At 64.7% G+C, this 25278-nt stretch carries 26 protein-coding genes and 1 pseudogene; 15 read left to right on the top strand and 12 right to left on the bottom strand.

Annotated features, from left to right (window positions below):
- Positions 1–67 precede the first annotated feature (67 nt).
- The 3 genes and pseudogenes from I1A62_RS15405 (at position 68) to I1A62_RS15395 (ending at position 2629) form a co-directional block, all read left to right on the top strand.
- Positions 68–958 (top strand): LysR substrate-binding domain-containing protein, encoded by an 891-nt coding sequence (locus I1A62_RS15405; RefSeq protein ID WP_124389699.1) that lies wholly within the window; start codon positions 68–70, stop codon positions 956–958.
- Positions 959–1040: 82 nt separating this feature from the next.
- A pseudogene (locus I1A62_RS46865) lies at positions 1041–1250 on the top strand (acyl-CoA thioesterase); the annotation flags it as partial.
- 77 nt (positions 1251–1327) lie between these two features.
- Complete coding sequence (locus tag I1A62_RS15395; protein ID WP_219459059.1) at positions 1328–2629, top strand: glutamine synthetase family protein; 1302 nt, start codon at positions 1328–1330, stop codon at positions 2627–2629.
- An 8-nt stretch (positions 2630–2637) separates the two neighbouring features.
- Here the strand turns inward: I1A62_RS15395 and I1A62_RS15390 are convergent, their stop codons facing one another.
- The 4 genes from I1A62_RS15390 to I1A62_RS15375 all read right to left on the bottom strand — a co-directional run bounded on the left by I1A62_RS15390 (position 2638) and on the right by I1A62_RS15375 (position 6514).
- Positions 2638–4068, bottom strand: coding sequence for an NAD(P)(+) transhydrogenase (Re/Si-specific) subunit beta (locus I1A62_RS15390; protein WP_219459058.1), 1431 nt, complete (start codon positions 4066–4068; stop codon positions 2638–2640).
- Positions 4068–4391, bottom strand: a complete 324-nt coding sequence (locus I1A62_RS15385) for an NAD(P) transhydrogenase subunit alpha (protein WP_072944158.1) — start codon at positions 4389–4391, stop codon at positions 4068–4070. The genes I1A62_RS15390 and I1A62_RS15385 overlap by 1 nt, the downstream gene beginning before the upstream one ends.
- The gene (locus tag I1A62_RS15380) at positions 4391–5539 is read right to left on the bottom strand and encodes an NAD(P) transhydrogenase subunit alpha (RefSeq protein WP_124389696.1); all 1149 of its coding nucleotides are present in this window, start codon (positions 5537–5539) and stop codon (positions 4391–4393) included. Before I1A62_RS15380 ends, I1A62_RS15385 begins: the two co-directional genes overlap by 1 nt.
- 144 nt (positions 5540–5683) lie before the next feature.
- A complete protein-coding gene (locus I1A62_RS15375; RefSeq protein WP_219459057.1) occupies positions 5684–6514 on the bottom strand; it encodes an SDR family NAD(P)-dependent oxidoreductase in 831 nt (276 codons plus the stop codon).
- Between the two features lie 376 nt (positions 6515–6890).
- Here I1A62_RS15375 and I1A62_RS15370 point away from each other — a divergent pair, with 376 nt between their 5' ends.
- Both I1A62_RS15370 and I1A62_RS15365 read left to right on the top strand, forming a co-directional pair.
- Positions 6891–8042, top strand: coding sequence for an ABC transporter substrate-binding protein (locus I1A62_RS15370; RefSeq protein WP_219459056.1), 1152 nt, complete (start codon positions 6891–6893; stop codon positions 8040–8042).
- Between the two features lie 25 nt (positions 8043–8067).
- Positions 8068–8832, top strand: a complete 765-nt coding sequence (locus tag I1A62_RS15365; RefSeq protein ID WP_219459055.1) for an SDR family NAD(P)-dependent oxidoreductase — start codon at positions 8068–8070, stop codon at positions 8830–8832.
- 62 nt (positions 8833–8894) lie between these two features.
- Here the strand turns inward: I1A62_RS15365 and I1A62_RS15360 are convergent, their stop codons facing one another.
- From I1A62_RS15360 to I1A62_RS15345, 4 genes are all read right to left on the bottom strand, one after another.
- Entirely contained in the window at positions 8895–9824 is a 930-nt protein-coding gene (locus I1A62_RS15360) for a PDR/VanB family oxidoreductase (protein WP_257890817.1), read from the bottom strand.
- Between the two features lie 75 nt (positions 9825–9899).
- Complete coding sequence (locus I1A62_RS15355) at positions 9900–10100, bottom strand: ferredoxin (RefSeq protein WP_225857904.1); 201 nt, start codon at positions 10098–10100, stop codon at positions 9900–9902.
- Positions 10101–10183: 83 nt separating this feature from the next.
- The gene (locus tag I1A62_RS15350) at positions 10184–11386 is read right to left on the bottom strand and encodes a cytochrome P450 (RefSeq protein ID WP_124389691.1); all 1203 of its coding nucleotides are present in this window, start codon (positions 11384–11386) and stop codon (positions 10184–10186) included.
- Positions 11387–11596: 210 nt separating this feature from the next.
- On the bottom strand, positions 11597–12817 hold the full coding sequence (locus I1A62_RS15345) for a fatty acid desaturase (protein ID WP_124389690.1): 1221 nt from the start codon (positions 12815–12817) through the stop codon (positions 11597–11599).
- Between the two features lie 193 nt (positions 12818–13010).
- Between I1A62_RS15345 and I1A62_RS15340 the strand changes: the two genes are divergently transcribed.
- Positions 13011–13415 carry a hypothetical protein gene (locus I1A62_RS15340; protein ID WP_124389874.1) on the top strand — a complete coding sequence of 135 codons (405 nt, stop codon included), beginning with the start codon at positions 13011–13013 and terminating at the stop codon, positions 13413–13415.
- Here the strand turns inward: I1A62_RS15340 and I1A62_RS46365 are convergent.
- Positions 13358–13807 (bottom strand): hypothetical protein, encoded by a 450-nt coding sequence (locus tag I1A62_RS46365; protein ID WP_257890816.1) that lies wholly within the window; start codon positions 13805–13807, stop codon positions 13358–13360. The genes I1A62_RS15340 and I1A62_RS46365 overlap by 58 nt on opposite strands.
- Positions 13808–13879: 72 nt before the next feature.
- Here I1A62_RS46365 and I1A62_RS15335 point away from each other — a divergent pair, with 72 nt between their 5' ends.
- The 5 genes from I1A62_RS15335 (at position 13880) to I1A62_RS15315 (ending at position 18011) form a co-directional block, all read left to right on the top strand.
- A complete protein-coding gene (locus I1A62_RS15335; RefSeq protein WP_257890815.1) occupies positions 13880–15763 on the top strand; it encodes a hypothetical protein in 1884 nt (627 codons plus the stop codon).
- Entirely contained in the window at positions 15760–16515 is a 756-nt protein-coding gene (locus tag I1A62_RS15330) for a hypothetical protein (RefSeq protein ID WP_219459052.1), read from the top strand. The genes I1A62_RS15335 and I1A62_RS15330 overlap by 4 nt, the downstream gene beginning before the upstream one ends.
- 98 nt (positions 16516–16613) lie before the next feature.
- Positions 16614–17093 carry a MaoC/PaaZ C-terminal domain-containing protein gene (locus I1A62_RS15325; RefSeq protein WP_124389688.1) on the top strand — a complete coding sequence of 160 codons (480 nt, stop codon included), beginning with the start codon at positions 16614–16616 and terminating at the stop codon, positions 17091–17093.
- A gap of 97 nt (positions 17094–17190) precedes the next feature.
- Entirely contained in the window at positions 17191–17514 is a 324-nt protein-coding gene (locus I1A62_RS15320) for a hypothetical protein (protein ID WP_124389687.1), read from the top strand.
- Positions 17515–17678: 164 nt separating this feature from the next.
- Positions 17679–18011 carry a hypothetical protein gene (locus I1A62_RS15315; protein ID WP_219459051.1) on the top strand — a complete coding sequence of 111 codons (333 nt, stop codon included), beginning with the start codon at positions 17679–17681 and terminating at the stop codon, positions 18009–18011.
- 52 nt (positions 18012–18063) lie between these two features.
- On the opposite strand, the gene I1A62_RS15310 is transcribed toward I1A62_RS15315, so the two are convergent.
- A complete protein-coding gene (locus tag I1A62_RS15310) occupies positions 18064–18426 on the bottom strand; it encodes a VOC family protein (protein ID WP_124389686.1) in 363 nt (120 codons plus the stop codon).
- Between the two features lie 120 nt (positions 18427–18546).
- On the opposite strand from I1A62_RS15310, the gene I1A62_RS15305 reads away from it, so the two are divergent.
- The 3 genes from I1A62_RS15305 to I1A62_RS15295 all read left to right on the top strand — a co-directional run bounded on the left by I1A62_RS15305 (position 18547) and on the right by I1A62_RS15295 (position 21081).
- Positions 18547–19503, top strand: a complete 957-nt coding sequence (locus tag I1A62_RS15305; protein WP_219459050.1) for an ADP-ribosylglycohydrolase family protein — start codon at positions 18547–18549, stop codon at positions 19501–19503.
- Between the two features lie 356 nt (positions 19504–19859).
- Positions 19860–20561, top strand: coding sequence for an alpha/beta fold hydrolase (locus I1A62_RS15300; RefSeq protein WP_124389683.1), 702 nt, complete (start codon positions 19860–19862; stop codon positions 20559–20561).
- Positions 20562–20640: 79 nt separating this feature from the next.
- On the top strand, positions 20641–21081 hold the full coding sequence (locus I1A62_RS15295; RefSeq protein WP_124389682.1) for an SRPBCC family protein: 441 nt from the start codon (positions 20641–20643) through the stop codon (positions 21079–21081).
- A gap of 44 nt (positions 21082–21125) precedes the next feature.
- Here the strand turns inward: I1A62_RS15295 and I1A62_RS15290 are convergent, their stop codons facing one another.
- Positions 21126–22793: a plasmid pRiA4b ORF-3 family protein gene (locus tag I1A62_RS15290; RefSeq protein WP_257890814.1), complete on the bottom strand. Its 1668-nt coding sequence runs from the start codon at positions 22791–22793 to the stop codon at positions 21126–21128.
- 195 nt (positions 22794–22988) lie between these two features.
- Between I1A62_RS15290 and nhaA the strand changes: the two genes are divergently transcribed.
- Positions 22989–24857, top strand: a complete 1869-nt coding sequence (gene nhaA / locus I1A62_RS15285) for a Na+/H+ antiporter NhaA (RefSeq protein ID WP_219459048.1) — start codon at positions 22989–22991, stop codon at positions 24855–24857.
- On the opposite strand, the gene I1A62_RS15280 is transcribed toward nhaA, so the two are convergent.
- Positions 24858–25205, bottom strand: a complete 348-nt coding sequence (locus tag I1A62_RS15280; RefSeq protein WP_124389679.1) for a GNAT family N-acetyltransferase — start codon at positions 25203–25205, stop codon at positions 24858–24860.
- Between the last annotated feature and the right edge of the window lie 73 nt (positions 25206–25278).

Raw genomic sequence — 25278 nt, 5'->3', positions numbered from 1 at the left:
ACGGCGGCGGGTTTAATACAAGGGAAGCGCATTGATTGGCATCACTTGATTCGAACGGGATATCACCATGGATTTACGTCAACTGCAGCAATTCGTCGCGGTCGCCGACACCCTGAACTTCCGCGCGGCCGCAGAACGCCTGCATATGACGCAGCCGCCGCTGTCCGTGTCGATCCGTAGGCTCGAAGAGGAGATCGGTGCGGAACTGTTCGTCCGGTCCACACACCGGGTGCGGCTGACCAAGGCGGGCGAGGCGGCGCTGACCGATGCCCGGGCCGCGCTCTTCCACGCCGAGGAAGTGTCCAGGGTCGCGCGATCCACCGCGCACGGATTCAGCGGAGGACTGCGCGTGGGTTTCGTCGGCTCCGCCAAGAACATCCTGCTCCCGCGACTGCTGCCCGCCTTTCAGAAGCAGTACCCCGACATCGTGTTGAAGTTTTCGGAGCTCGCCAACGCCGAATTGATCGACTCGCTCGAACAGAATCACCTCGACGTCGGGATCGTGCGGGTGCCGTTGTCCCGCCGCAGCGACATCCGCTACATCACGGTGGAACGCGATCATTTCGTCGTCGCGCTGCCCGTGCGGCACCGGTTGGCGGCCAGGGAGGGTGTCTCGCTCGACGACCTGCGCGAGGAGCCGTTCATCGACTACACGACGTCGGGACTGCCCGGGCTGCACGCGCTGACCTCGATTCTGTTCGAGGAGGCGAAGTTCTCGCCGCGAGTCACCCAGGAGGCTGTGCAGGTGCAGACGGTGCTGTTTCTGGTGGAGAGTGGCTTCGGCTGGGCGCTGGTTCCATCGAGTTCGTCGAGGCGGGCCGGCGCCGGTGTGAGGTTCCGGCCGCTCGTGCCGGCAGCGCTGCGCCCGGCGATCGGATTGGCGGTGGCATACAACCCGACGTTCGCGGGGGTCACGGTGCAGCGATTCTGCGAATTGGCGGAATCGCTCGCACAGTGATCCGCGCCGACCTTCGGTGAATCGGCCCCCCGCGCCCCCTCGAGGACCGACAATATGGTGAGTCGAGCAGTGGGGCAGGGCAATGGGTTTCATCATCGGATTCGCGCCGTGGATCGTCTACTGGATCCTGGTGGGCAACATGCTGGTCGCGGCACTCACCCTGGACGACGCAGTCCTCGAGCGCTGGCTTCAGCAGCTGAGTAATTTCGGGTTGTTCGCGATCGCGGCGGTGGGTGTGCTGATCGGGCGGCCGTTTGTGCGCGACGACCACCGAACGTTAGCCGGCGCCGGACAGGGCCGGGCGCACCGCGAAGCGGTGCACAGCGTGCTCGTCTTCCTCGTGCGGACCGCCGCGGTGGCGAGGGCCTGATGCGCGGCGCAGGGAACGACTTCGGCCCCACCGACCGCATCGTCGGCTCGATCGTCGACATGGCCGGGATCTCGCGGGCGAAGGTGCTGCCCGCCCCGAGGCTGTCCACATTCGTCGACGCCGGTGCGGGCGCCTCCCCGAGCTGGAGTGTGTTCTGTGTCGACGACCACCTCGCGTTCACGCCGTCCTTCTCCGTGGTGGGCGACCTTCGGCTGCGGATCGACGCCGGCGACGTGAGAAATCTGGGCGACGGCACGTACTGGGCGCCGGCGTGTCTCACCGAGCAGGACGGGACGCCGGCGCTCGCGTGCACCCGGGATGCGCTGCGGCGGGTGACGACGCGGCTGGCGGAGTCCGGGTTGAGCGCGCGGATCGGCCACGAGATCGAGTTCACGTTGTTCGACGCGGCGACGGCCGAGGAATGGTCCGCGTACGGCCTGAATGCCGTTCTCGCGCACGATGAATTCTTCGCACGACTGCTCGCCGCGGCGGCGACGGCCGAGCTGCCGATCGAACAGGTCCACGCCGAGGCCGGGCTCAACCAGTTCGAGGTGTCGCTCGCACCCGCCGATCCCGTCACGGCGGCCGACGACGCCGTGCTGGCCCGCGCACTGATCAGCCGGACCGCGCGGGCCCAGGGGCTGCGGGCGTCGTTATCACCCATGCCCGTCGCGGGCGGTGCGGGAAACGGCGCCCACCAGCACGTGTCGTTTGCCGAGGGCGACCAGCCGATCCTGTCCGGAGGTCCGGGCCCACACGGGCTGACGGCCGCCGGTGGCGCCGCGGTCGCCGGGATCCTGCGGGCGCTACCCGAGTTCACGGCGGTTCTCGCCGGGTCGGCGCTGTCGCATCTGCGGTTGCGCCCGGGGATGTGGTCGGGGGTATCGCGCTGCTGGGGGCTGGAGAACCGCGAGGCAGCGGTCCGCCTGTGCACGGACACCGCCGGGAACCCGCACGGCGCGAACCTCGAGATCAAACCCGTCGACCCCTCCGCGAACCCGTACCTGAGCGGCGCCGCCATTCTCGGCGCCGCCCACGACGGGATCGTCGGTGCGTTTCCACTTCCGGACGAGGTGTCGGTCGACCCGGCGAACCTGGCAGGCGCGCACGCCGTCGACCTCCTCCCGACCCTGCCGTCCGACGTGCTCGGGGCATTCGAGTCCTCGGCACTCGCGCGGGACCTGTTCGGTCCGCTCATCGTGGAAGCGCTGGCGGCGGTCAAGCGCTACGAGCAGGCCGAGTACCGGGACAAACCGGTCGACGAGGTCGCGCAACGCTTCCGGTACGCGTGGACGTCCTAGGTCGAGCGCTACAGCGCCTTGAGTTCTTCGGTCACTTCGGCGACCGACTTCTTGGCATCACCGAAGAGCATCGACGTGCCCTCGGCGAAGAAGAGCGGGTTCTCGATACCGGCGAAACCGGAGTTCATCGAACGCTTGAGCACGACGACGGACTTCGACTGGTCAACGTTGAGGATCGGCATCCCGTGAATCGGTGAACTCGGATCGTTGCGCGCTGCCGGGTTGGTGACGTCGTTCGCGCCGATCACCAGGGTGACATCGGTGCGAGCGAACTCGTCGTTGATGTCGTCCATTTCCTTCATCGCGTCGTAGGAGACATCTGCCTCGGCGAGAAGAACGTTCATGTGACCGGGCATACGCCCGGCGACGGGGTGAATGGCGTATTTGACCTCGACGCCCCTCGTTTCGAGCAACTTCGCCATGTCCTTGACGGCGTGCTGGGCCTGCGCGACGGCCAATCCGTATCCGGGTACGACGATGACCTGGTTGGCGTAGGCCATCTGGATTGCGGCGTCGGCGGCCGACGTCGCCTTGGCCGTGCGCACGACGCCGTCCGATGCTGCCACGTCACCGCCGCCGCCACCGAATCCACCGGCGACGATGGCGGGGATGGACCGGTTCATGGCCTTGGCCATGAGGTTGGTCAGGATGGTGCCCGAAGCGCCGACGATCATGCCGGCGACGATCATCGCCTGGTTGTTCAGTGCCAAACCTGCTGCAGCGGCGGACAACCCGGTCAGCGCGTTGAGCAGAGAGATGACGACGGGCATGTCGGCGCCGCCGATGGGCAGGACGACCATCAGGCCGAGGATGCCCGACAGCACCAGAACCCCCACGATCCACAGCGAGCCGGTCGGGCCTTCCGGCGAGATCGCCCTGATGCCGATGACCACCGAGAACGCGACCGCGGAGATGAGCAGCAGAGCATTGAGCGGCTGCTGGAGCCTACCGATTCCGATCGGACGACCGGGCAGGGTCTCCTGCAGCTTCAGGAAGGCGATCACACTGCCCCAGAACGAGATCGAGCCGATCACCGCGGCGAAGAGCGATGCGACGACGATGTGGACCGTCGGCGATTCCCCGTGCTGGAATGCGGTGAACCCGTCCGAGTCCAGGAATTCCGCGTACGCGATCAACGCGACCGTGCCGCCGCCGACACCGTTGAACAGTGCGACCAACTGCGGCATCGCCGTCATCTTCGTGCGCAGCGCCGGCGGAACACCCAGACAGACACCGATCAGGAGGCCGGAGGCGATCAGGATCCAGTTCCCCATCTGCGCATCGCGAATGGAGATCAGCGTCGCGACGACAGCGACGACCATGCCGACCGCGGCGATCTGGTTGCCGCGCACCGCGGTCTTCGGGCCCGTCAGGCCCATGAGACCGTAGATGAACATCGCGAACGCGACGATGTACAAACCATTGACCAGGTATTCCATTACCGGTCACCATCCTTCGACACAGACGCGGCGGCCGGCTTGGCCTTGAACATCGCCAACATGCGGTCGGTGACCACGAAGCCACCGACAACGTTCACGGTTCCGAAGACGAGCGCGACGAACAAGATGATCTGCAACCCGAGCGACGGATCGTGCACCTTGCCCAGGACGACCAACGCACCCAGCACGACGATGCCGTGGATGGCGTTCGTACCCGACATCAGCGGAGTGTGCAGGGTGTTCGGAACCTTGGAGATCACAGCGAAACCGACGAACCCGGACAGCACCAGGATCGCGATGTTCGCCAGAAGCGATGTGTACATCAGGCGCCCCTCTCTTCACGGGTGACGCACGCGCCGGCCAGAACCTCATCGGAGAAGTCCGGAGCCAGGACGGCGACCTTCCCCGTTCCTTCGCCGGCACCGCCGTCGAGGAGCATCAATTCGATCAGCGCGGAGATGTTCTTCGCGTACAACTCGGACCCGTGCTCGGGCATGGACGCCGGCAGATTCAGCGGCGAGCAGATGGTCACGCCGTGTTTGACGACGGTCTGACCCGGTTCGGTGAGCTCGCAGTTGCCACCGGTTTCACCCGCGAGGTCGACGACGACACTGCCGGGCGTCATTCCTTCGACGGCGGCAGCAGTCACCAGACGCGGGGCGGGACGACCCGGCACCAGGGCCGTGGTGATCACGACGTCGAAGCCTTTGATTGCATCTTCGAGAGCCCGCTGCTGCTTCGTGCGCTCGTCCTCGGTCAGCTCGCGGGCGTATCCACCCTCACCGGCCGCGTCGATTCCGAGGTCGAGCCATTGCGCGCCCACCGACCGCACCTGGTCCGCGACCTCGGGACGCACGTCGTATCCGGTTGCGCGGCCACCGAGACGCTTCGCCGTCGCCAACGCCTGCAGACCTGCGACACCGACACCGAGCACCAGGACCGTCGCAGGCTTCACCGTGCCCGCAGCCGTGGTGAGCATCGGGAAGAACCGTGTCGACTCCGACGCCGCCAACAGAACAGCCTTGTAGCCGGACACGTTCGCCTGCGAGGACAGCGCATCCATCACCTGGGCGCGCGAAATACGTGGAATCGCCTCCATGGCGTATCCCTCGATTCCGGCGGCCTCGAGCTCGGCAATCCGATTATCCGCACTGCGCGGATTCAAGAAGCCGATCAGCCTCGTCCCCGCGCTGATCCGGCTGATCTCGTCCGTGGACGGCGGTGCAACCTTCACCACTACATCAGCGGTCCACGGATCGCCGATCTTCGCCCCGGCAGCGGTGTACAGCTCGTCGGGAATCAACGCCCCCATACCGGCCCCGGACTCGACTACCACATCGACGCCCTTGCCGATCAGAGCGGACACAATTTTCGGCACCAGAGCCACCCGGCGCTCACCGTCGCTCGATTCTCGAGGGACACCGACCAGGCACCTCTGACTATTGCCGCTCGATACTTCATTCGATTTCAAATCTGCACCTCGATAGGTCTGGAAAGCTGACTGGGAAAACTGGTTTCGCTCGGCCTCGGTCGAGGCAGTGGAATCGGGTGCACCGCCGTCGACGTGACGTCGACGACGGTGCACTTGGTTGAAGTGGTTATGCTGCTGTCGATTTCACTCGCGCCGAGCGAACCCGAGCGGGTCTCGGGAGGTCGCACCGCCCTCGACCGGAATCAGGCTGCCGGTGATGTAACCGGCCGCCGGGGACAGCAGGAATCCGATGGCGCCTGCCACCTCGTACGCCTGCCCCAAGCGCTCGAGCAGAGCCTGGTTGACGATCGATTCTGCTGCTGTCCGGCCGATCCGGTCGAGCGTCTCGACCATGCGGGCGGTCAGGAAGAACCCCGGGGTAACGCCGTTGACTCGGACGCCCGCCGGACCGTATGCGGCCGCGAGTTGCTTGATCCAGGTGTTCAGCGCCGCCTTTGCGGGACCGTAACCGGGGGCGGCCGGGCTGGCGTACTGGGACCACGAGCTGGAGACGAAGACAATGGATCCGCCGCCGCTGCGGGCGATCAGCGGACAAAGCGCTTGCCCGAGAAGAAACGCGTGCCGGGTATTGACACGGAAGTCGTCTTCCCAGTCGGCCAAGGTGAACTCCGCCAACGGCTTCGGAGTCGTCCTGCCGACGACGTCGACAAATCCGTGGATCTCCCCGACTTCGTCTTCGATGAACTTCACGAGTTCCGCGACGCCGGACTCGGACGTCACGTCGGCACAGAGCGAAGGGCAGTTCAGGGTTCGGCTGATCGACTCCGCGCCCGCGGGGTCGACGTCGACGCATACCAATTCGGCGCCCATGGAGGCCAACATGCGACTGGTGTGTTCCCCGATGCCACTTCCGGCCCCGAGTACGACAATCCGCTGTCCGTCCAACCGGAGAAGTCGGCCGTACTCGACATCAGCGGCGGCGACAGGCACATTGGATCTCAGTGCTTGGTGCATTGTCAGTTCCTTTACGGATCAGTTCGGGGGAGCGGAGGAACTGTGCGCGAACTATCGGGTCCGACGAAGAAGGCGCATGAAACTCCGAGTTGGATGCCGTTGCAACACAGAATCTCTCATGAGGTGAGAATCGCATCCCGGGGGTATACGAGCAACCGAAAATGTCTATCGGGGTGATAGTTCCCGGGTATGTCGATCGACCTTGACACCTCGGTGCGCTGCTGGTCCACTAGTGGCCAGCCGATTTGGGTGAGTGAACGTCCTGTGATATCGCGTGCGGGAACTTCTGTGGTTTGTACGATTCGGGATCGGCTGTCCACTTTCAGGCGAAACGATCGATTTTGCCTGCCCTGATGTTGTGAGCTTAGGGAGAGCGATGAGCAAGGATTTCCACCGCGTCGAATCCGCCGGGCGAATTCGTGGCGCGGCGCCCGGGTCTGCAATCAGCCGGCGCAATGTGTTCAAGTTCGCCGGCGCTGGAGCGCTGGCCGTCGGTGTCGGTTCCCTACTCGCCGCATGCGGGGGAGGCGGCGGAGCAGCCGGCACGCAGGGGCCGAAAGCCGCTGGTGCGCTCGCCAGGCCGACTCCGTTCGTAGTGGGATCGTCCTCCGGTGACAACTTCCTGATCGATGCGATCAATGTCGCTCAAAACCAGTTCTCACTCTTCAACCTGGAAGTTCCGAAGCTCATCTACCCCCAGAGCGGCGTGCAAGGTTTGCAGATGGTCAGTGCGGGCGCGATCGATGGCGCTGCGATGGACACGATGGGCGCGATGCTCGCCTTCGCCAAGAGCCAGACCGGCAAACGGCCGGTGATCGTCGGCATGCGCATGCCCGTCAACACCTACAACCTGATCGTGGGACCGGGTGACTGGCCCGGTGAGAACGCCACTTTCGCCGAAAAGATGGCTTCCTTGAAGGGGAAGACGATCGGTGTCACCGCGATCGGTGCAGGTACCGACAACATTTTGAATCTGGCGCTCGAGGCGGCAGGGATGAAGCGCGATGACATTACTGTCCTCGGGGTGGGGCAGCTGTCGGCCGCAATCGCCCAGATGAAGAACGACCGGCTCGACGCCTATGTGGGATTCACGTACGGCGCGGGTCTGTCCGTTGCCACGCAAGCCGGTGGCCGGATGCTGATCGACTTCAGTGCCGCCGGTACCCCGCAGCTGCTGAGTGATCTGCAAGTGTGCCCCCTGGTCATGCGTGAAGACAAGGTCGACGCGAGTCAGGACACTGCCGACGCGTGGCTTGCTGCCCAGTGGGAGGCCAAGACGTGGATCACCGACAATCGCGCTGCTGCGGCACAACTCCTCAACGAGGGAACCTTCAACAACGAGGCACCGGGCGACGCGGTCAGGACAATCGATTTCATGGTCGATCGCGTCTTCCCGAAGGTCAGTCCGAACTGGAAGGTCACTCGTAGCGGGATCGAGCATGCTGCCGAGGTCATGGATCGGCTGGGCATGCTCGAGAAGGGCGCGGTGCACTACGAAGACATCGTCCCGCCCTTCGCGCGCGTCTGATAAGAGATAGCAGAGGAATTCCCACATGATCAGTCAGATAGCAGGTAAGAGTGACGCATTCGACTTGTCGAACAAGGTCGCGGTCGTCACCGGGGCAGGACGAGGGATCGGCCGTGCTTGCGCGCTCCACCTCGCCGGCGCGGGTGTCAACATCGTCCTGGCTTCTCGAACGTCAACGGAGCTGGACGCTGTCGCAAGTGAGGTGGAGGCGCTCGGCTCGAAGGCGCTGGTCGTACCGTGCGATGTCTCCGACTTCGACGCGTGCGATGCCGCGGTCCGTCAAGCAGTCGATGTGTTCGGTGACGTCGATGTTCTCGTCAACAGTGCCGGTGCGGGGGCTCCCTGCGCGGTGATCGACGCCGATCCCGCCGACTGGGCCCGTGTGGTCACACTGAACTTGATAGGCACGTTCAACATTGCGCGAGCGGTTCTTCCCTTCATGATCGAGGCCGGCGGTGGTCGGATCATCCTGATCGGGTCGGGTCACGGGCATTCGACGACGGCTGGATTCTCGGCCTACGGTGCGTCCAAGGCGGGGGTCAGTCATCTCACGAAGACCTTGGCCGAAGAAGTCTGGGAGCACGGTATCGACGTGAACGAAGTGATCCCCGGGCCCGTAGCCACACAGCTCACTCGAGGTCTGGTCGCAGTGGGTGAAGCGCCTGACGGCTTGCCGAGTGAGCGTGTGAAACTGCCGCATGAAGTCGCGGAACTCGTCGGGTGGCTGGCCCGGCAGCGCGTCGGCGGTCCCACCGGGCAGGTCTTCAGCCTGGCGCGTCGAGCGTTGTAGATCGTCGTGACCCTGCCGAATAGGCAGAGCCCTTGCCCCCGTGGGGGCAAGGGCTCTGTCGGTCAGAGGTCGATGGCGAGACGCGTACTCGTGGCACGCGAGACGCAGATCATCATCGTCTTGCCGGCCTCGCGTTCACGCTCGTCCAGAACGGAATCCCGGTGGTCCGGGACGCCGTCCAGAACAGCGACTTCACATGATGCACACGTACCCTCCATGCACGACGAGAGGACCGGAACACCCGACTGTTCGACGGCATCGAGAATGCTCTGACCGGGATTCACGGTGATTGTCTTCCCAGACTGCACCAGTTCTACTTGGAACGCAGTTTCGGCTGCGTGCTCGTCGATGGCTCGCGGGGAGAAGCGTTCCAAACACAGCGAATCCGGAGGCCAGGTCGACCGGCACCGGTCCTCGACCGCGGAGAGAAGCGGTTCGGGTCCACAACAGTAGACCAAGGTCTCGGGATCGGGATCCGCCAGTGCTGAACCGAGATCGATGAACCCGACCTCGTCCTGTGGGTAGAGATGAACGCCGGAGTGGTCGAATTCCAACAGTTGATCGACGAAAGCCATCGACTGGCGTGAGCGGCCACCGTAGTGAATCGCCCATCGGGCGCCCGATTTCGCCACAGCGGAAATCATCGGCAGCATCGGGGTGATACCGATCCCGCCCGCGATGAAGAGGTAGTGACGTGACGGCCGGAGTGGGAACAGGTTGCGTGGCCCCCGTGCCGTCACGAATGACTTCTCCTGCAGTTCATTGTGAATTCGCTGCGATCCGCCCCGGCCCGAGACGTCCCGGAGCACCGCGATTTTCCAACAGCTACGGTCTGCGGGATCTCCGCACAGCGAATACTGGCGAACCGTGGATTCCGACAGGATCAACTCGATGTGCGATCCGGGTTCCCACGCCGGAAGATTCGATCCGTCTTCGTTTCGTAACTCGAGTTGGATGACCTCCTCGGTGATGGCCGTCCGTTGTTCGACCACGACTCGCACTTCGGTTTCGTTGAACGAATTGCGCACTGTGAAGCCTACTTTCCGCGAGTCTATCGGGCACCGTGATCAATCCGTGTGCACCGCAATGGCTCCAGAGGGACAGATGCGTTCCGATTCGATCACCCCCTCTTGCTCGCCGGGGAGGACATTCTCTCGATGAACGAACACCAGACCGTCGTCGTCGTTCTGATCGAAGATGCCCGGCTCACGCCCGACGCAGAGTCCCGCCGCAATGCACTTCGTGTTATCTACCGACACCCGAATCACAACCGCTCCTTGCCATCGAACTACCTCACGGGCTCACCCGGCAGGTGAAGCCCGCACCATGAGTTGTCTGCTTGATTCGCTCGTTACCAGGTCACCGGGAATTCGTGGACCCCGTAGAACGCTGAATCGTCCTTGAATCTGAGCTGTTCGATCGGCTGTGCCGACCGGAGACCGGGAACGACGTCGAACACGGCCTCGAGCACAACTTCCAGTTCCATACGCGCGAGAGCCTGTCCGAGGCACTGATGAACTCCGTACCCGAAGGCCATGTGCTGGCGGGCTTCCGGCCGGCCGACGTCGAGTACTTCCGGATTCGGGAAGACGGACTCGTCCCAGTTCGCCGCGGATACTGCCGCAATGAAGCCGTCGCCCGCCGGAATTGTTCGACCACCAACCTCGATGTCTTCGAGTGCCAGGCGCATCGCATTGCTATGTGTGACCGACGTGATGCGGAGAAGTTCCTCGATGGCGTTGGTGACGGTGACCTCTCCGGACGTGATTCGCGCCAACTGGTCCGGATTCTCGAGGAGTGCCATCGTTCCCAGGGTGATCACGTTGGCGGTGGTTTCATGGCCGCCGAGAAGGAGGAGATTTGCGTCCATCAACGCATCTTCGCGGGTCAGATCACCATTGGTCACATGGTCCGCCAAGAAGGTCATCACGTCGTCGCGGGGGTCGGCCGTGCGCGCGTCGAGCAGTCCGCCCAGGTAGTCGAGCAGTTGGTCGGTAGCCTCCGTGATTTCGGTGGGGGTCGCTGTGCGTGAGATCCGTACCGCACTCTTCTCCTGGAAGAATTCGTGATCCTGATACGGGACGCCGAGTAGTTCGCATGCGACTGTCGACGGCACGACCAGAGAGAACTCGGCGAAGAAGTCGACAGGCGGAGTCTTGGTGACCAGGTTCTCCAGGAGTTCCCGTACCAACTTCGTCACCGTCGGCCGCAGTGCCTCGATCCGATGAACGGTGAAGAAGGGGATCAGGAGTCGGCGCCGTCGGCTGTGCTCTGGTCCGTCCATCCGTTGCAGGGATTCGTCCTGCAATTTGGCTGCCTGATCGGACTCGGACAGGAAGGGAAAGTTGGGTCTTCTCGTCTGCGAACTGATCGAGGACGACCGCAGGATCGAACGGATGTCGTCGTAGCGCGTCAATAACCAGGCGGAACGGCCATCCCAAAGGCTCACCGGCGCAACCGGCTGGGTATCTCGCAGTTCGCGGTACTCGGCCGGCGCGGAGAACGGGCAAGTCCTGCGCATGGGGAAGTCGGGAGTAGGAACAGGTGACGCCATGGGTTACCTCCACAGATCAGGGGTTTGTGACGACGGTCTCACTGATCCTGGTGTCGGCGCCGGGCAGCGTCAAGGAACTTCTCCGGCTCAGCGGCTATCGCCGCGATAGCCGTTTCTTGCTTGTGTTGCGGTGGTGGGAACCGTTGCTGCCCAAGTGATCCTGTTCGATCAGATACGGTGCAACGCTTCCGGTACGCGCGGGCGTCCGGGTCAGTTGCGGATCATGGCCAGCGCCGTGCGCAACCCGCGCCGCTTACCGGTCGCAGGGTCGACTCCGAACACTTCCTTCATCCCACCCCGGATGCGGAAGCGCAGTTCGGACGCCGTCTCCGGTGCGTCGTCCGCGGACGCCGACAGGAAGCGGTTGGGCAGGGCGAGCTTGAAGATGGTGCGAAGGGTGAGTCCGTACTGGTGGGGGAGGGAACCCGTCGTATACGGGAGGTCGTACTTGTCGCACAGTGCCCGCATCTTCACACCGATCTCGGCGTAGCGGTTGCTGGGGAGATCCGGGAACGCGTGATGCTCGATCTGGTAACAGAGGTTGCCGCTCATGAACGCGAGTACCGGGCCCGCGTGGAAGTTCGCCGAGCCCAGCATCTGACGCAGATACCACTCGGCCTTGGTCTCCCGGTCGAACTCCTCCTCGGTGAATTTCTCTGCGCCGTCCGGGAAGTGGCCGCAGAAGATGACACCGTAGGCCCACAGATTCCGGATCACGTTGGCCGTGATGTTCGCCGTCAGCGTGCTCTTCCATGCCGGGCCGGTGAGCGCCGGGAACACCACGTAGTCCTTGCCGACCTGCCGCGCGATCTTCCGTCCCACCTCCTTCGCGTTGCGGAGGGTTTCGGCGCGGTCGTAATCGCCGCGCCGTATACTCTCCACGTCCAGGTGGTGCAGCGCGACCCCCCACTCGAACAGCAACGCGAGCAGCACGTTGTAGAACGGCTGCGCCAGGTACACCGGCGACCACTTCTGGTCGCGGGTCATCCGCAGAATCCCGTAGCCGACGTCGCTGTCGAGTCCCACGATGTTGGTGAACTTGTGGTGCACGTAGTTGTGCGAGTGCTTCCACCCCGAAGACGGGCACGTGTTGTCCCACTCCCAGTTCGACGAGTGGATCTCGGGATCGTTCATCCAATCCCACTGGCCGTGAATGACATTGTGGCCGAGTTCCATGTTCTCGATGATCTTCGCCGCACCCATCAGGGCGGTCCCCAGGAGCCACGCCGGTCTCTTCCGGCTGCCGAACAGGACGACCCGGCCCGCAATCGCCAGCGACCGCTGCAGCTTGATCGCCCGGTCGATGTACCGCGCGTCGCGGGCGCCGCGGGACTCCTCGATGCCGGCGCGGATCGCATCGAGTTCCGCGCCCAGCGCCTCCACATCCGCCTCGGTGAGGTGGCTGTACTCCTTGATATCGGTGATGGCCATCTCGTCTCGATACCCGGTTCGTGCCATTCCCAATCCGCGTATCCGCCCAACCGATGCACAACCGTGTTGTGGTCATGCGTCCGTGTCGAGGTGTCCGCTATTCTCTCCACGGTCGCCGAGCATCTCGGTGGCCCGGGTCCAGGGGTGGGCCTCGATGCAGAAAACAGGGGGAAAGTCGATGTCAGAGGGCGATATGACGTGGCCGGACAGTGTCATCGGTTCACTGGACGGGACCGGTGTGCCGCGACCTCCGCTGGCGAGCGTCCCAGGATTGCCGCCGGTGCTCGGCGGACCGGACGTCACGGTCGTCAAGGTCGACCCCGACATGCTCCGTGCGATGTCCGGTTCGCTCGGCGCCATCGCCCGTGAGGTCGAGGCGCTCGGCGGTCGGCGGAGCTTCGACAACGCGGGCCTGGCCGTCGAGGGGTCCGACACGGCCGCCGCGTGCCGGGACGCCGGCGACATCCTCGCGTCCGCGCTCGGCGTCGCAGCCAGTCGCATCGACGAGATGGCGTTCATCGCGGGCGACGGGGCCGAGAACTACGACGTCGTCGACACGACGTTCGCTTCGCAGCTGTCGGCGATGGGACAGATGTGATTCCGCGTAGGTCGCAACTGCACGTCTGGAATCCACGGGACCTGACGTTGGCAGGTGAGGAAATCGGTCGGACCGCCGAAGACACGCGAAGCCGGGCCGAGGACGTCTATCGGGTCGTTGCGGATCTGGGCCTCCACGACGACTGGCGCGGTCCGTCGCAGGCCGCCGCCGAGCAGCGGGCGAACACCGAGCGAACGGAATTCCGTCGGCTCGCAGACGATCTGGACGATCTGTCGACTGCGCTGGTGGGAGGGGCCGATCGTCTCGGTCATGCGCGGGACTACGTCGCCACCGTCATCGACAAAGCGGCGACCGACGGATTCACCGTCTCCGACGACTGGCAGATCGTCAGTCAGCCGAAGACGATGAGTGACGCTGAAGCCGCCGAGCACGCCGACTTGATGGAGTACTGGCGCAGTCAACTCGATGGTGCGCTGACGGAACTCGACAACGCCGATCGGGACATGGCGACGGCGATCCGGGACGCCCTCGGGGCCGTCGCAGCGAGCGCCCCCGCGTCGGCGGGCCTGTCGGGGCACGAGGGCACCGCACTGGGCGAGCAGGTCGCGCGGGGCGGCTCCGACATTCCGCAGGACGTCCGCGACCGCGTTGCCAGGGAGATCGCGGCCGCGGGGCTGAACCCCGAACAGGTGAAGACGCTGGCAGACGGCGGCAAGGTCACCGACGTTCCGCAGGGAACGATGGATTTCCTCCAGCAGTTCTACACGGCGGCCGGCAAGGACGGCTTCCTCGCACTGTCCGAGCAGTACAGCGAGAACGGTCGGACGGAGGCCGCGAGCGCGTTGTCCAACGGCCTCGCCGTCGTGTCGAACTACAACGTCGGCAGTGCAGCCGGTGACGTCGGCGGACGGAGTCATATCCCGGAAAGCCTTCGTGGGCTGTTCGAGGGGCCGGTGACGTCGACCGGCAACCTCACGAAGGGTGCGAACGACTCCCCGCAGCAGTCGATGGTCGTCAACAACGGCCACGACCTGGCGCGATTCACCAAGGCGTTCGGACTCGCAGACCCTGCCGTTCAGCAGGGCAGCGAGCTGAGCGAGAATCTCCTCTCCCGTGCCGGCGAGATCGCGTCGGCCACGAACGACAAGAGTCTGCTGATCGGAGACTCCTTCGACCACAACGTTCTGCGCCGCGACGGCGTCGACACACTCCTGCAGGACATGGTCGGGGTCGGTGGCCGCGACCATGCCGCCGTCCACAACATCCTGTCCGGTGAAGGCATGCCGACCGATTACAACCGCGACGACGTCGTCATGCCTCTACTCCAGCGCGATTGGGCCGAGGGCGGCGAACGGAACGTCGCCGGGATGTTCGACTGGATCGCCGACGACGCCAGGCCCTCGGACCCGTCGGACCTCGGAGAGATGTTCCGGTCGCAACAAGCAGGCGAATCGGCCTTCGGGCTGGCACAGATCCTCGCTGCCAAAGACGCCGAACTGCTCGACATCCCCGGGATGAAAGGCCAGGCCATCGGCGAGGTGAACCCCGAAATCACACAGGCATTGGGCAAGGTCGTAGCTCCCTATGTCGCTGAAATGGTGGGTGCTCCACAGGACTTCACCGGAAACAATGGGTTCTCTGGGCCACCCGGTAGCGAAGGATTCGGCATCGACAATGCCTCCCGATTGTTCTCGGTGATCGACTCGAATGCTGATGCCGCGGCGAATCTTAATGCGCAGGCATTCGGAATGTCCGCACAACTCCAGCAGGCTTGGGCGGTCGGTGGGCATGATCCGCAGAACTGGATTCAGGAATACGGCGCATGGGCGGGGCGCCTTCAGGGGGTCGTCGACAAGGGTCTTGATCTCGAGTTCAACGACCGAATGGGAGATGCCACGTCCGAAAACTCGGCAGGATTCGAGAGTAAAGGCGTTGCGTACGACACCATTCGTACCGCGATTGGAAAGGGCGTCGAGTTCATCCCTGCGGTCGGTCCTATTCTTTCCACCGGCATGGACCTGGCCGACCCAACCTTCAAGAGTGCTGTGCTGGGTTCGGTCCCAGAAGCTATTGTCAAGGCAAACGGTGACGTCACCTACGAAACGAGCCTTGCTCAGCATTATTACCAAATCGCACTCGGGCTTCAGCAACAGAACGGGGGCGTTCTCGATCCGTTCCCGCGACTCGATTCCTTCACTGAGGGCCCCGGCGGTCCCTTGAAGAGTTTCGATGAGATCGCGTCAGGTGAGCCGGAACGCGCTCTGCCGGTTCTGCAAGCCGTCCTCAACGGGTACATAGTGAATGCTGGCTTGGTGGATATCGACTCGTTCACCCTTGCTGTGAATGGCGGACGCGATGAAGTTCTGGCTCCGGAGCCCGGTCGATGAGGGCACGCGTTGTAACGATGGTGTTGGTCGTAGCCGCGTTGACCGGGTGTGGGTCTGGTGGCGAAGTCAGCGATCAGCCAAAACCTCCAGCGCTGTCGGCCGAGTACGCAGTGCCGGACAACATCGGCTTCAACTTCCGATGGACTGCGGAGTCGGGGATCGATCTCACAAGCCGCGAATCGACGGTCGTAAGGGCGTATTTGGAGTCCTACTACGTCGCACTCAGCGCTCACAGCGTGGAGAAGGGCTACCCAGGATTCCCCGACGCGACGGCCGCGCAGGTAGGACGCTGGAACTACGGCGGCAGAAGCAACCAGCCTCTCGCCCAGTACACAGGAACCCAGTTCGAACACCTCTTGTGGCTGTCTCCAACTCCGGGTGGATGGTTTGCGACCGTGTGTACGGGTGACTATGCGGTCATGAGACTTGGCGACGACGGGAAGTATTACAACATCGGATCCACGTCCATCGGAACCGAAGAGATCGAGATAGTTGCACCAACCGCGCCTGTCGCGGACAGTGTCGCCCTTGATTCATCCGGACCTGAGCGGGCGCCTGCGCAAGACGTGTTCGCTGGATGGACGATCCGTCACCATCAACCTGCGACCGCCAGCATCGAAGCTGATCGTGAGTGCGACTCGCGCATGCCCGACGCCCCGGACGCTCGACCACAGCAAGTGAACTTGCCCCATGATGGTCCCTACCCGACGCTTGCTCCGTATCCAGGCTGGCCGAGGTACGACGAGAACTGAGGAGTCCCTTCCTGCTGCTGGCGGAAGGGCGCTGTCGCCGCAGCGGGCGTGCGGTCATATCCTCGACGGAGTCTCCGTGTTCGTGGAGGCGCGAGCGAATGATCGGACGGTTTGTGGTGGACAGCAAGTGTGACGTCGTTTATGCGGACGACCTCGGGGTCGGCGAGAAGTTCGAGCTGGGCTCGTACACGGTGACCGAGGATGAGGTGCTCGAGTTCGCGGGGCAGTGGGATCCGCAGTCGTTCCACATCGACCGTGAATCCGCAGATGAGGGCTATTTCGGTGGGCTCATTGCGAGTGGTGTGCACACGATCGCGGTGTGTCAGCGACTGTCCGCGACCACTCTCTACGCCCGCTGGAGCGTCATCGCGGGGAGCCGGATGCGTGACGTCAACTTCCTCCGGCCGGTGCGGCCGGGGGACGTGCTGACCGGGAACCTGCTGATCGAGGACGTGAAGCGCGACGATCGTGGGCGGGCGTTGGTGACCGTCGCGACGGAGATTGTCAACGGGTCGGGCAAGCAGGTGTTGACGTCGGTGACCGAGATGTACGTGCGCTGCCGCCCCGAAACCGACTGATCGTCGAATTTTCTGGACGAAACACCCTCGTCGAGGATTGTTTTCCGGGTTTCTGGGTACCGCACCCGGGGAGGCCATGAAACCAACGGAGGCAATCATGAGAATGGGTAGGAGGGTGGCCGCGGTGGCAGTGTTCGCGGCTTCGATCGGATTGGGAGCATCCGGTGTCGCCTGGGGAAGCAGTCTCGACTCGGCGGTGCCGGTGCGTCGGCCGGATGTCATTCAGCCGATGCCGCCCGGGTTCCCGCAGAACGGTCCGATCGGATGCGACGACTGGGCGGAACCGTACGAGAACAATGTCCCGGCGTGGGGCACCGATCCGTACAACCAGTTCGACAATTGGTGCGACGGTCCCGATGACGGGCTTTCCGCGCAGCAGCCGCCGGTCAATGACGACCAGGGCCGGACGGTCAATCCCTGATTCGACGGAATCGTTCACACGAGGCACTGTGCCGTCGTGTCGCTCGGTCGTGAACTGAAACCGACCGTCCGTCAAATTTCATCCGCGAAATTCGCGCTTCGAGGATTGTTTACGTTGTCTTTGGGTACAGCCCTTAGGCAGCGTCTCACCTATGGGAGGCAACGATGAAGGTCGGCATGAGATTGGCTGCGGTCGCTGTGTTCGCGGCCTCGATCGGTTTGGGAGCATCCGGTGTCGCCTGGGGTGACACGCTCGACTCGGCAGCCGTACCCGTGCGGGCGCGCAATAATGTTGCGCCTCTGCCTCCCGGCGTTCCGCCGTACGGTCCGGCAGGTTGTGACGACTGGGCGGAACCGTACGAGAACAACGTCCCGGCGTGGGGTGCCGAACCGTACAACCAGTACGACAATTGGTGCGACGGCCCGGACGACGGGCTTCCGCAACCGGCCATGTACAGCGGTGACGAGGGCGGTGGCGACTCGCCGAACGAGCCGTAAGCGATCGATCCGAATCAGCGCGCCCGGGAATCCCCGTTCCGGGCGCGCTGATTCAGCTGCCGGAGGGTGGTTCGTGCAGACCGAAGGCGGACCCCTGGTCGTCGTGGCACAGCTTGAATCGTCCGAATTTCGCCGCCGATTCCGGATCCTCGCCGAGATCCACCGCGTCGATTGTGCCGCCGAGTGCCAGCACGTGCTCGACCGCGGCGTCGAGGTCCGGCACCCGGAAGAAGACGTAGGGGCCGGCGCCCGCGTCGCCGCCGTGGATCCCGCCCGGCACGTTCGGGGTGGTGATCGAGTAGCCCGATCCGCCGGGTCCGGATTCGAATTCCCAGCCGAACAACGCCGAGTAGAACTTTCGGCCCTGCTCCGTGTTGGCCACACCCAGTTCGAAGAACGACAGTTCGCCCGACATGAGTACTCCTCCGTCGACAATGTTTACGTGACGCTACGCCGACCCGCCGACACGTAGAAGTCTTGCGCATTAGATCGATAGTGATCTAACCTTAGAGCGAATTCGATTTAAGGGGGATCTGTGGAGTTGACCGAACGTCAGACCGACCGAGCCGCAGGCGTATTGATCGCCACCGCTGCGGGTGACGCGCTCGGGGCGGGATACGAGTTCACCGTCCCGGCGGCCGATGCGGTGATCGACATGGTCGGGGGCGGCATGTTCGACTGGGCGCCGGGGGAGTGGACCGACGACACGTCGATGGCCGCCGCCATCGCGGAGGTGGCAGCGTCCGGAATGGACATCGGACGCGGTGACGGACTGGATGCCGTTGCTGCACAGTTTGTTCGGTGGATCGATTCCAACCCGCCCGACGTCGGTAATCAGACGCGCGCCGTGCTGTCGGCCCGTGACCGCTCGGCCGCGGCCATGCAGGAGCGGGCACGCAGCATCACCGGGAGGAAGGGCGGAAACGGTTCGCTGATGCGGACCGCCCCGGTTGCGCTGGCGTATCTCGACGACGCCGACGCGTGCGCCGAGGCCGCGTACCAGATCGGCGCCCTCACCCACGACGATCAGCGCGCCGGAGAGGCGTGCCGGCTGTGGTCGCACGCGATCCGGCACGCGGTGCTGTTCGGGACGTTCGACGGGGTGCGGGGATACCTGCAGGTGGCGCCGGCCGAGGTCGGCGAGTACTGGGGACCGCTGCTCGACCAGGCCGAACGCGGCACACCCGCGGACTTCCCGAAGAACGGCTGGGTGGTTCACGCCCTGCAGACGGCGTGGTGGGCGATCAGCGGCGCCGACGATTCGGGGCCGCATCACCTGCGGTTGGCCCTCGAGCGGGCCGTCCGGGCGGGAAACGACACCGACACTACCGCGGCGATCGCGGGTGGGTTGCTCGGTGCCCGATGGGGTGCGTCGGCGGTCCCTGACGGGTGGCGCCGGATACTGCACGGCTGGCCGGGATATTCCGCGGACGACCTCGCGCGGCTGGCGATGGCTGCCGTGCGGAGGGGTGCACCGGCCGACCGACGCTGAGCATGAACGCGATTCGTACGTGAGCGGCGCGGTGTGCCGGGGAGCGCGGCGCCACTCACGTACGGGGGAACTGCGTCAGGCCGCCAACTCGTCGGCGATCTCGATGTCGATTTCCTGTTCGGTCATTCCGCCGAAGAGATGGTTGGTGAACATGTCAGCTCGGTTCTCGTCGTGTGTGGTCGTTCCCGGCACGATCGGAGCGACTCGTCCGATCTATGGTGTGTATCGCCGCCGGCGGCGCTGCCGTTTCACTTCCCACAGGTGAGTGGCAAAGTGTCCTCGGACGCGCATTCCCGCTCACGTAGCGCTTAGGCTCGACTCGACCGATCGTGTCCCGGAACAGGAGATGAGTCGAGATGCCCGCAACCTTCGTTCTGCTGCCCGGCGCTGGCTCCGACTCGTGGTACTGGCACCGCGTCGCCCCGATCCTGGAGGGGAGCGGGCACTCGGTGATCGCCGTCGACCTTCCGTACGGGGACGACGACGCGGGCCAGTACGAGTTCGCCGACGTCGTCGTCGATGCGGTCGAGGATGTCGAGGGGACGATCGTGCTGGTCGCGCAGTCCATGTCCGCGTTCACCGCGGCGATCGTCTGTCAGCGCGGCGAGGTCGACGTCGACCTGCTGGTTCTGGTGGCACCGATGCTGCCCGCGCCGGGAGAGGCGCCGGGGCGGTGGTGGGAGACCACCGGTCAGCCGGAGGCGAAGCGGGCGTTCGACCTACTGGAGGGCCGCGACCCGGACGCACCCGACGACCTGCGGGCGCTGTTCTTCCACGACGTGCCCGACGACGTCACCGAGGAGGCGTTCAGCCACGAGGAGCCCGTCATGTCGGACACCCCGTTCGGGACGGTGTGGCAGGCGGAGGCGTGGCCGTTCGTGAAGACGCGGGTCGTCGCCGGCAGCCGTGATCGGCTGTTTCCGCTCGACTTCATGCAGCGGATCGTTCGGGAGCGGCTGGGTATCGCACCGGAGGTCATCGACTCGGGCCATCTCGCGGCACTCGCGCGCCCCGGCGAACTTGCTGCCATGCTGGAGCGCTACGCGTCCGAACTGTAGGCCAGGTGAGTGGCAAAGCGTGCTGGAGGACGCAATACCACTCACATGGGTGCACGGAAACGAGAAGGAGAAGCACTAGATGGCGTTGTCGGTATCAGGCGAGTTCGAGATCGAGGCGAGCCCCGAACAGGTCATGGCCGCGCTGGTGGACGTCGAACGCATTCCCGAGTGGTCGGCGGTGCACAAGAAGGTGGTCGTCGAGTCCCGGTTCGACGACGGACGCCCCCGCACCGTGCGGATGACGCTCGCCGTTCTCGGCGTCTCGGACACTCAGCTGGCCGAGCACAAGTGGATCGACGACGAGCACATGTCGTGGACGCTCCTCGAGAGCGAGAAGCAGAAATGCCAGGAAGGGGAGTACCGACTGGTCCCCACCTCGCGCGGGACGTCGGTTCAGCTCACGATGGCGGTCGAGCCGAAGGTGTGGGTGCCGAAGTCCGTGCTGCGTCAGGGACAGAAGCAGGCCGTGCGCCTGATCCGCAAGGGATTCACCCAGTTCGTTCTCGAGAACTACGTCTGAGTCGGTGTCCGCGCATCACGCGCGGACACCGACTCAGACGCTCTCTACGCGAACAACGTCTCGAAGGCTTTGTTCACCCGGTCTCGATCGAACGATGTCGGATCGAGTTGCTGACCTGGGCGAAGGCCGAGCCACTCCCGGACCTCGGAGTGTTCCTCGTGATGCGGGTCGGCGCTGGCTTCGATCTTGTTCGCCCAGCCCCACGGCCCGCCGGAATCTTCGTAGGGCGCCATATTGTGTCCATCGAGGCAGAGCGCGGCAGGGGAGTCGGGTGCAGGGTTGTCGACCGACTCGACCTCGATGTGGTGGATCCAGTCGTCACCGAAGTCGTACAGGTAGGTGAGACGGTCGCCGACCGAGCTGAGCAACAAACCGACCGCGACCTCCTCCTCCGGGACGGCAGTACCCACGACATCACGGTGCGCGATGTCGGCCGCGGGAATGAACACTGTGCCGCCCGAGTACGCCGGTCCGGCGGAGAATTCGTGGAGATGAGAGTCTTCCCACCCGAACGCCGACTGGACGATGTCATGGAGAGCGGCGAGCGGAAGTGTGGCGTCGAGTCGAATGCGACGCCAGACGGGAATGTGTGTGCCTTCCAATGAGATCCGCAAAGTAACTTGTGAATCCACCACTTCGGAAGGTGCAAACTCGGTTTCTGAACTCACGAGTTGGACGGCCCGAAGGACGGCAGGCCGCAGTGCGGCTGGAACTCGGTACGCGTCATCCCTGGTCAGCCATTTCTGTTCCACCAGCGTGTCCAAACGGTCGTAGACGAAGTCATCCATCAGCGATTGCTCGTCGTCGAACGGCGCGTCTTCCGAGCTGGCCGTGGGCTCCTCTGTCATCCCCGCCAAGATCACCTGGATCACCACGATATCGCTCAGATACGCGGGGTCGAGTGGATCACATGGCCCCGATACGAGTTGCCTGCGGAGGTATTCGGTGACAGCTGCACGGATCAGCGGCAGCGCGCGGGTCGTGCGGTCGGTGATCAGCTCCGCGTTCGGTCCGGGGACCGCCCGCGTGGAGTTGACGGTGATGAGACCGATCTCTTCCGCGGTTTCCCAATACTCCAACATTTCGGGTACGTCGCGCATCGAGCGGATCTTCCGCGCACGCGGAAACCCCTCGGAGTCGACGGCGAGATCGATACCCAGTGCCTGAGCGAGATCGGGAAGCGAGACGGGTTTGGGCACCTTGGTGGAGGTGACGGGCACACCCGCGCCGACCCACTCGACGAGTGCGACGAGGGTCGTGATCACCGGGAGCGAGACGAGTGCACGAACTTCGTCTTCTTCATTCACGGCGGGAAGCGCGATGTCTTCCGGAAGGAGGATGGGTGATTGCGGCTCGAGGAACTGTACGAGGTCCTCGATGCAATGGATGAGGTCCTCCTCGGTCCCGGTCCACAGACGGTTTTCGTCGAGATAGTTGAGGAAAGTCAGTGCCGAGGCGACGATCGCCATTGCGACGTCCTCCATGTCCTCGGAAGGCTCTGCGGCCACTTCATCGGCGACATCGAGCAGGGCATGAGCGTCCGCGGGGAGCCAGCCGGTGGCGCGGAATCCGCGGCGGCCGCGTGCGAGGTTGGTGAGTGTCGACTCCACGAGGTGCGCGAAGAGATCCGTGTCTACGGGGAGGTCGCCCGTGTGCAGCCATTGGACGAAGTTGTCGATAAGCGTCGGGTCGACGGCGGGAGTGGGAAACATCGGCACAATCGTCGAGCGGTTCCTCCGCTGGCGTGCCTGCTGTTTTGCCGCGCGCTTCTGGCCTGGATTCCTACCCCGCTTCGATCCCATGGCGGGATGATATCGCGGCCGGATCCGAGTTTGATCGGACGGCCGGGCGGCGCGAGCCGAGCGGCGTTAGGCTGACCAGCGGTCGAGACGGTGAGGGAGGACCAGATGACGATCGAGCAGAGCAGCCCCACCACACTTCGACGATTGTCGGCGCGGTTGGCCCTGATCCGCGACGACACCGACGACGACAAGTTGTCGGCCGGTTTCCTCCTCGTCGCCACGATTCTCGCGTTGGTGTGGGCCAACATCGGTGATTCGTACGAGTCGTTCTGGCACACCCCGGTGACCATCCAGATCGGCGACTACAGCATCGGTCTCGACTTGAAGCACTGGGTCAACGACGGGTTGATGACGCTGTTCTTCTTCGTTGTCGGGCTGGAGGTGAAACGCGAGCTGACGATCGGCGAGCTCACCGACCGTGCCCGCGCCGCCGTGCCGCTGCTCGCCGCGATCGCGGGTCTGGCGCTACCCGCCGTCCTGTTCCTGCTCCTCAACCCCACCGGGGACGAGGCCGGTGCGTGGGGCGTCGTCGTCTCCACCGACACGGCGTTCGTGCTCGGCGCACTTGCGCTGGTCGGACCGAGGTGCCCGGCCCGACTGCGCGTGTTCATCATGACCCTGGCCGTCGCCGACGACATCGGCGCCCTGGCCATCATCGCCTTCTTCTACACCGACAACCTGCGGCTGGGGCCGCTGCTCCTCGGGTGCGTCGGGCTGCTGCTGATCGTCCAGTTGCGCAAGCTCGAGGTGTGGCGCGGCGTCGCCTACTTCGTCGTCGCGGCCGGCACATGGGTCGCGTTCTACGAGTCCGGCGTCCACCCGACCCTCGTCGGCGTGCTCATCGCGCTGATCCTGCCGGTGTATCCGCCGCGGCGCAGCGAGGTCGAGCGGGCAGGTGAGCTCACGCGGGCGTTCCGGCAGTCACCGAACTCCGACTACGCCCGCGCCGCCCAGCTCGGGGTGCTGCGCGCGGTGTCCGTCAACGAGCGGCTGCTGCGCTTCTACCAGCCGTACACCGCGTTCCTCGTGGTCCCGATCTTCGCGCTTGCCAACGCCGGCGTGGTCATCACCGGGCAGACATTGACGGACGCGGCCCGGTCTCCGCTGGCGTGGGGCATCGTGCTCGGCCTGGTGGTCGGCAAACTCGTCGGCATCACCGCGGCCACCGCATTGTTCTCGAAGCTGCGGCCGGGAAGCCTGCCACCCGGGCTGAGTCTGTCGCAGATCGCCGGCGGCAGCGCGCTGGCCGGCATCGGCTTCACGATCTCGCTGTTCATCGTCGACCTGGCCATCGACTCGCCCGAACTCGCCAACGACGCCCGCGTCGGCGTCCTGACGGCGGCCGTCATCGCCACCGTCCTCGGGTGGGCGCTGTTCCGGATCTCGGACTGGGTGCACCCCCCGACGGAGGTCGTCGGACTCACCCTGCTCCGGCCCGTCGATCCCCGCCGCGATCACGTGCGCGGGCCGGTGGATGCGCCGCTCACCCTCGTCGAGTACGGCGATTTCGAGTGCCCGTTCTGCAGCAAGGCCACCGGCAGCATCCGGGACGTGCGAGCGCAGTTCGGGGACGAACTCCGCTACGTCTTCCGGCATCTCCCGCTCGACGCCGTCCATCCGCACGCCCGGTTCGCCGCCCAGGCGAGTGAGGCGGCGGCCGCCCAGGGCCGGTTCTGGGAGATGCACGACCACCTGTTCGCCAACAGCGACGCCCTCGCCGAGGACGAGATCTTCGGGTACGCCGCCGAGTTGGGGCTCGACATGGACCGGTTCGAGGAAGACATCCGCAAAGGCACGTACGGTCACCGCATCGACGACGACGAACTCGACGCCGAGTCGAGCGATTTCCGGGGGACTCCCACGTTCTACCTTGGTGCGACGGGCACCGACCTCACCCGGCACACCGGACCGTACGACGCCGCGACCCTCATCCGGCAGCTCGAAGAGGCTCGCGGCGCCGACGGCGCACCCTGATCAGCGCTGCCGGTGCCGCACCGCCTCGACCGCGTCCGGGGTGACGGCGTCGACGTCGTCGGCGAAGTCGTCGTGCTTCTCGAGGTAGCGGGCGACGAACGGGCAGATCGGCACGATCCGCTTGCCGCCCCCGACGGTCTCCGTCAGCGCGCTGCGGATCAGCGTGCTGGCCAGACCGCGACCCGCGAACTGCTCGCCGATCTCGGTGTGGAAGAAGATCCGCTGATTCTCGCGGTCCAGGTACTCGGTGAACCCGGCCAGCTCGTCGTCGACACGGATTTCGAAGCGGTGATGTTCGGGCGCGTCCCGGACGTCGGGTGCGGGAGCGTCTTTCGTGTCGTCTGTCATGAACCCACTATGCCGCGCGACGAACCGGGTGTTCCCGGCGGCCACAGTGTTGGATGATCGAGGGGGGAGTTCA

This window comes from Rhodococcus sp. USK10, assembly GCF_019378875.1.
In the GTDB taxonomy this organism is placed as follows: domain Bacteria; phylum Actinomycetota; class Actinomycetes; order Mycobacteriales; family Mycobacteriaceae; genus Rhodococcus_F; species Rhodococcus_F pseudokoreensis.
Note: the sequence above shows the minus strand (reverse complement) of the source record. Positions and strands in the feature narration are given on the sequence as shown.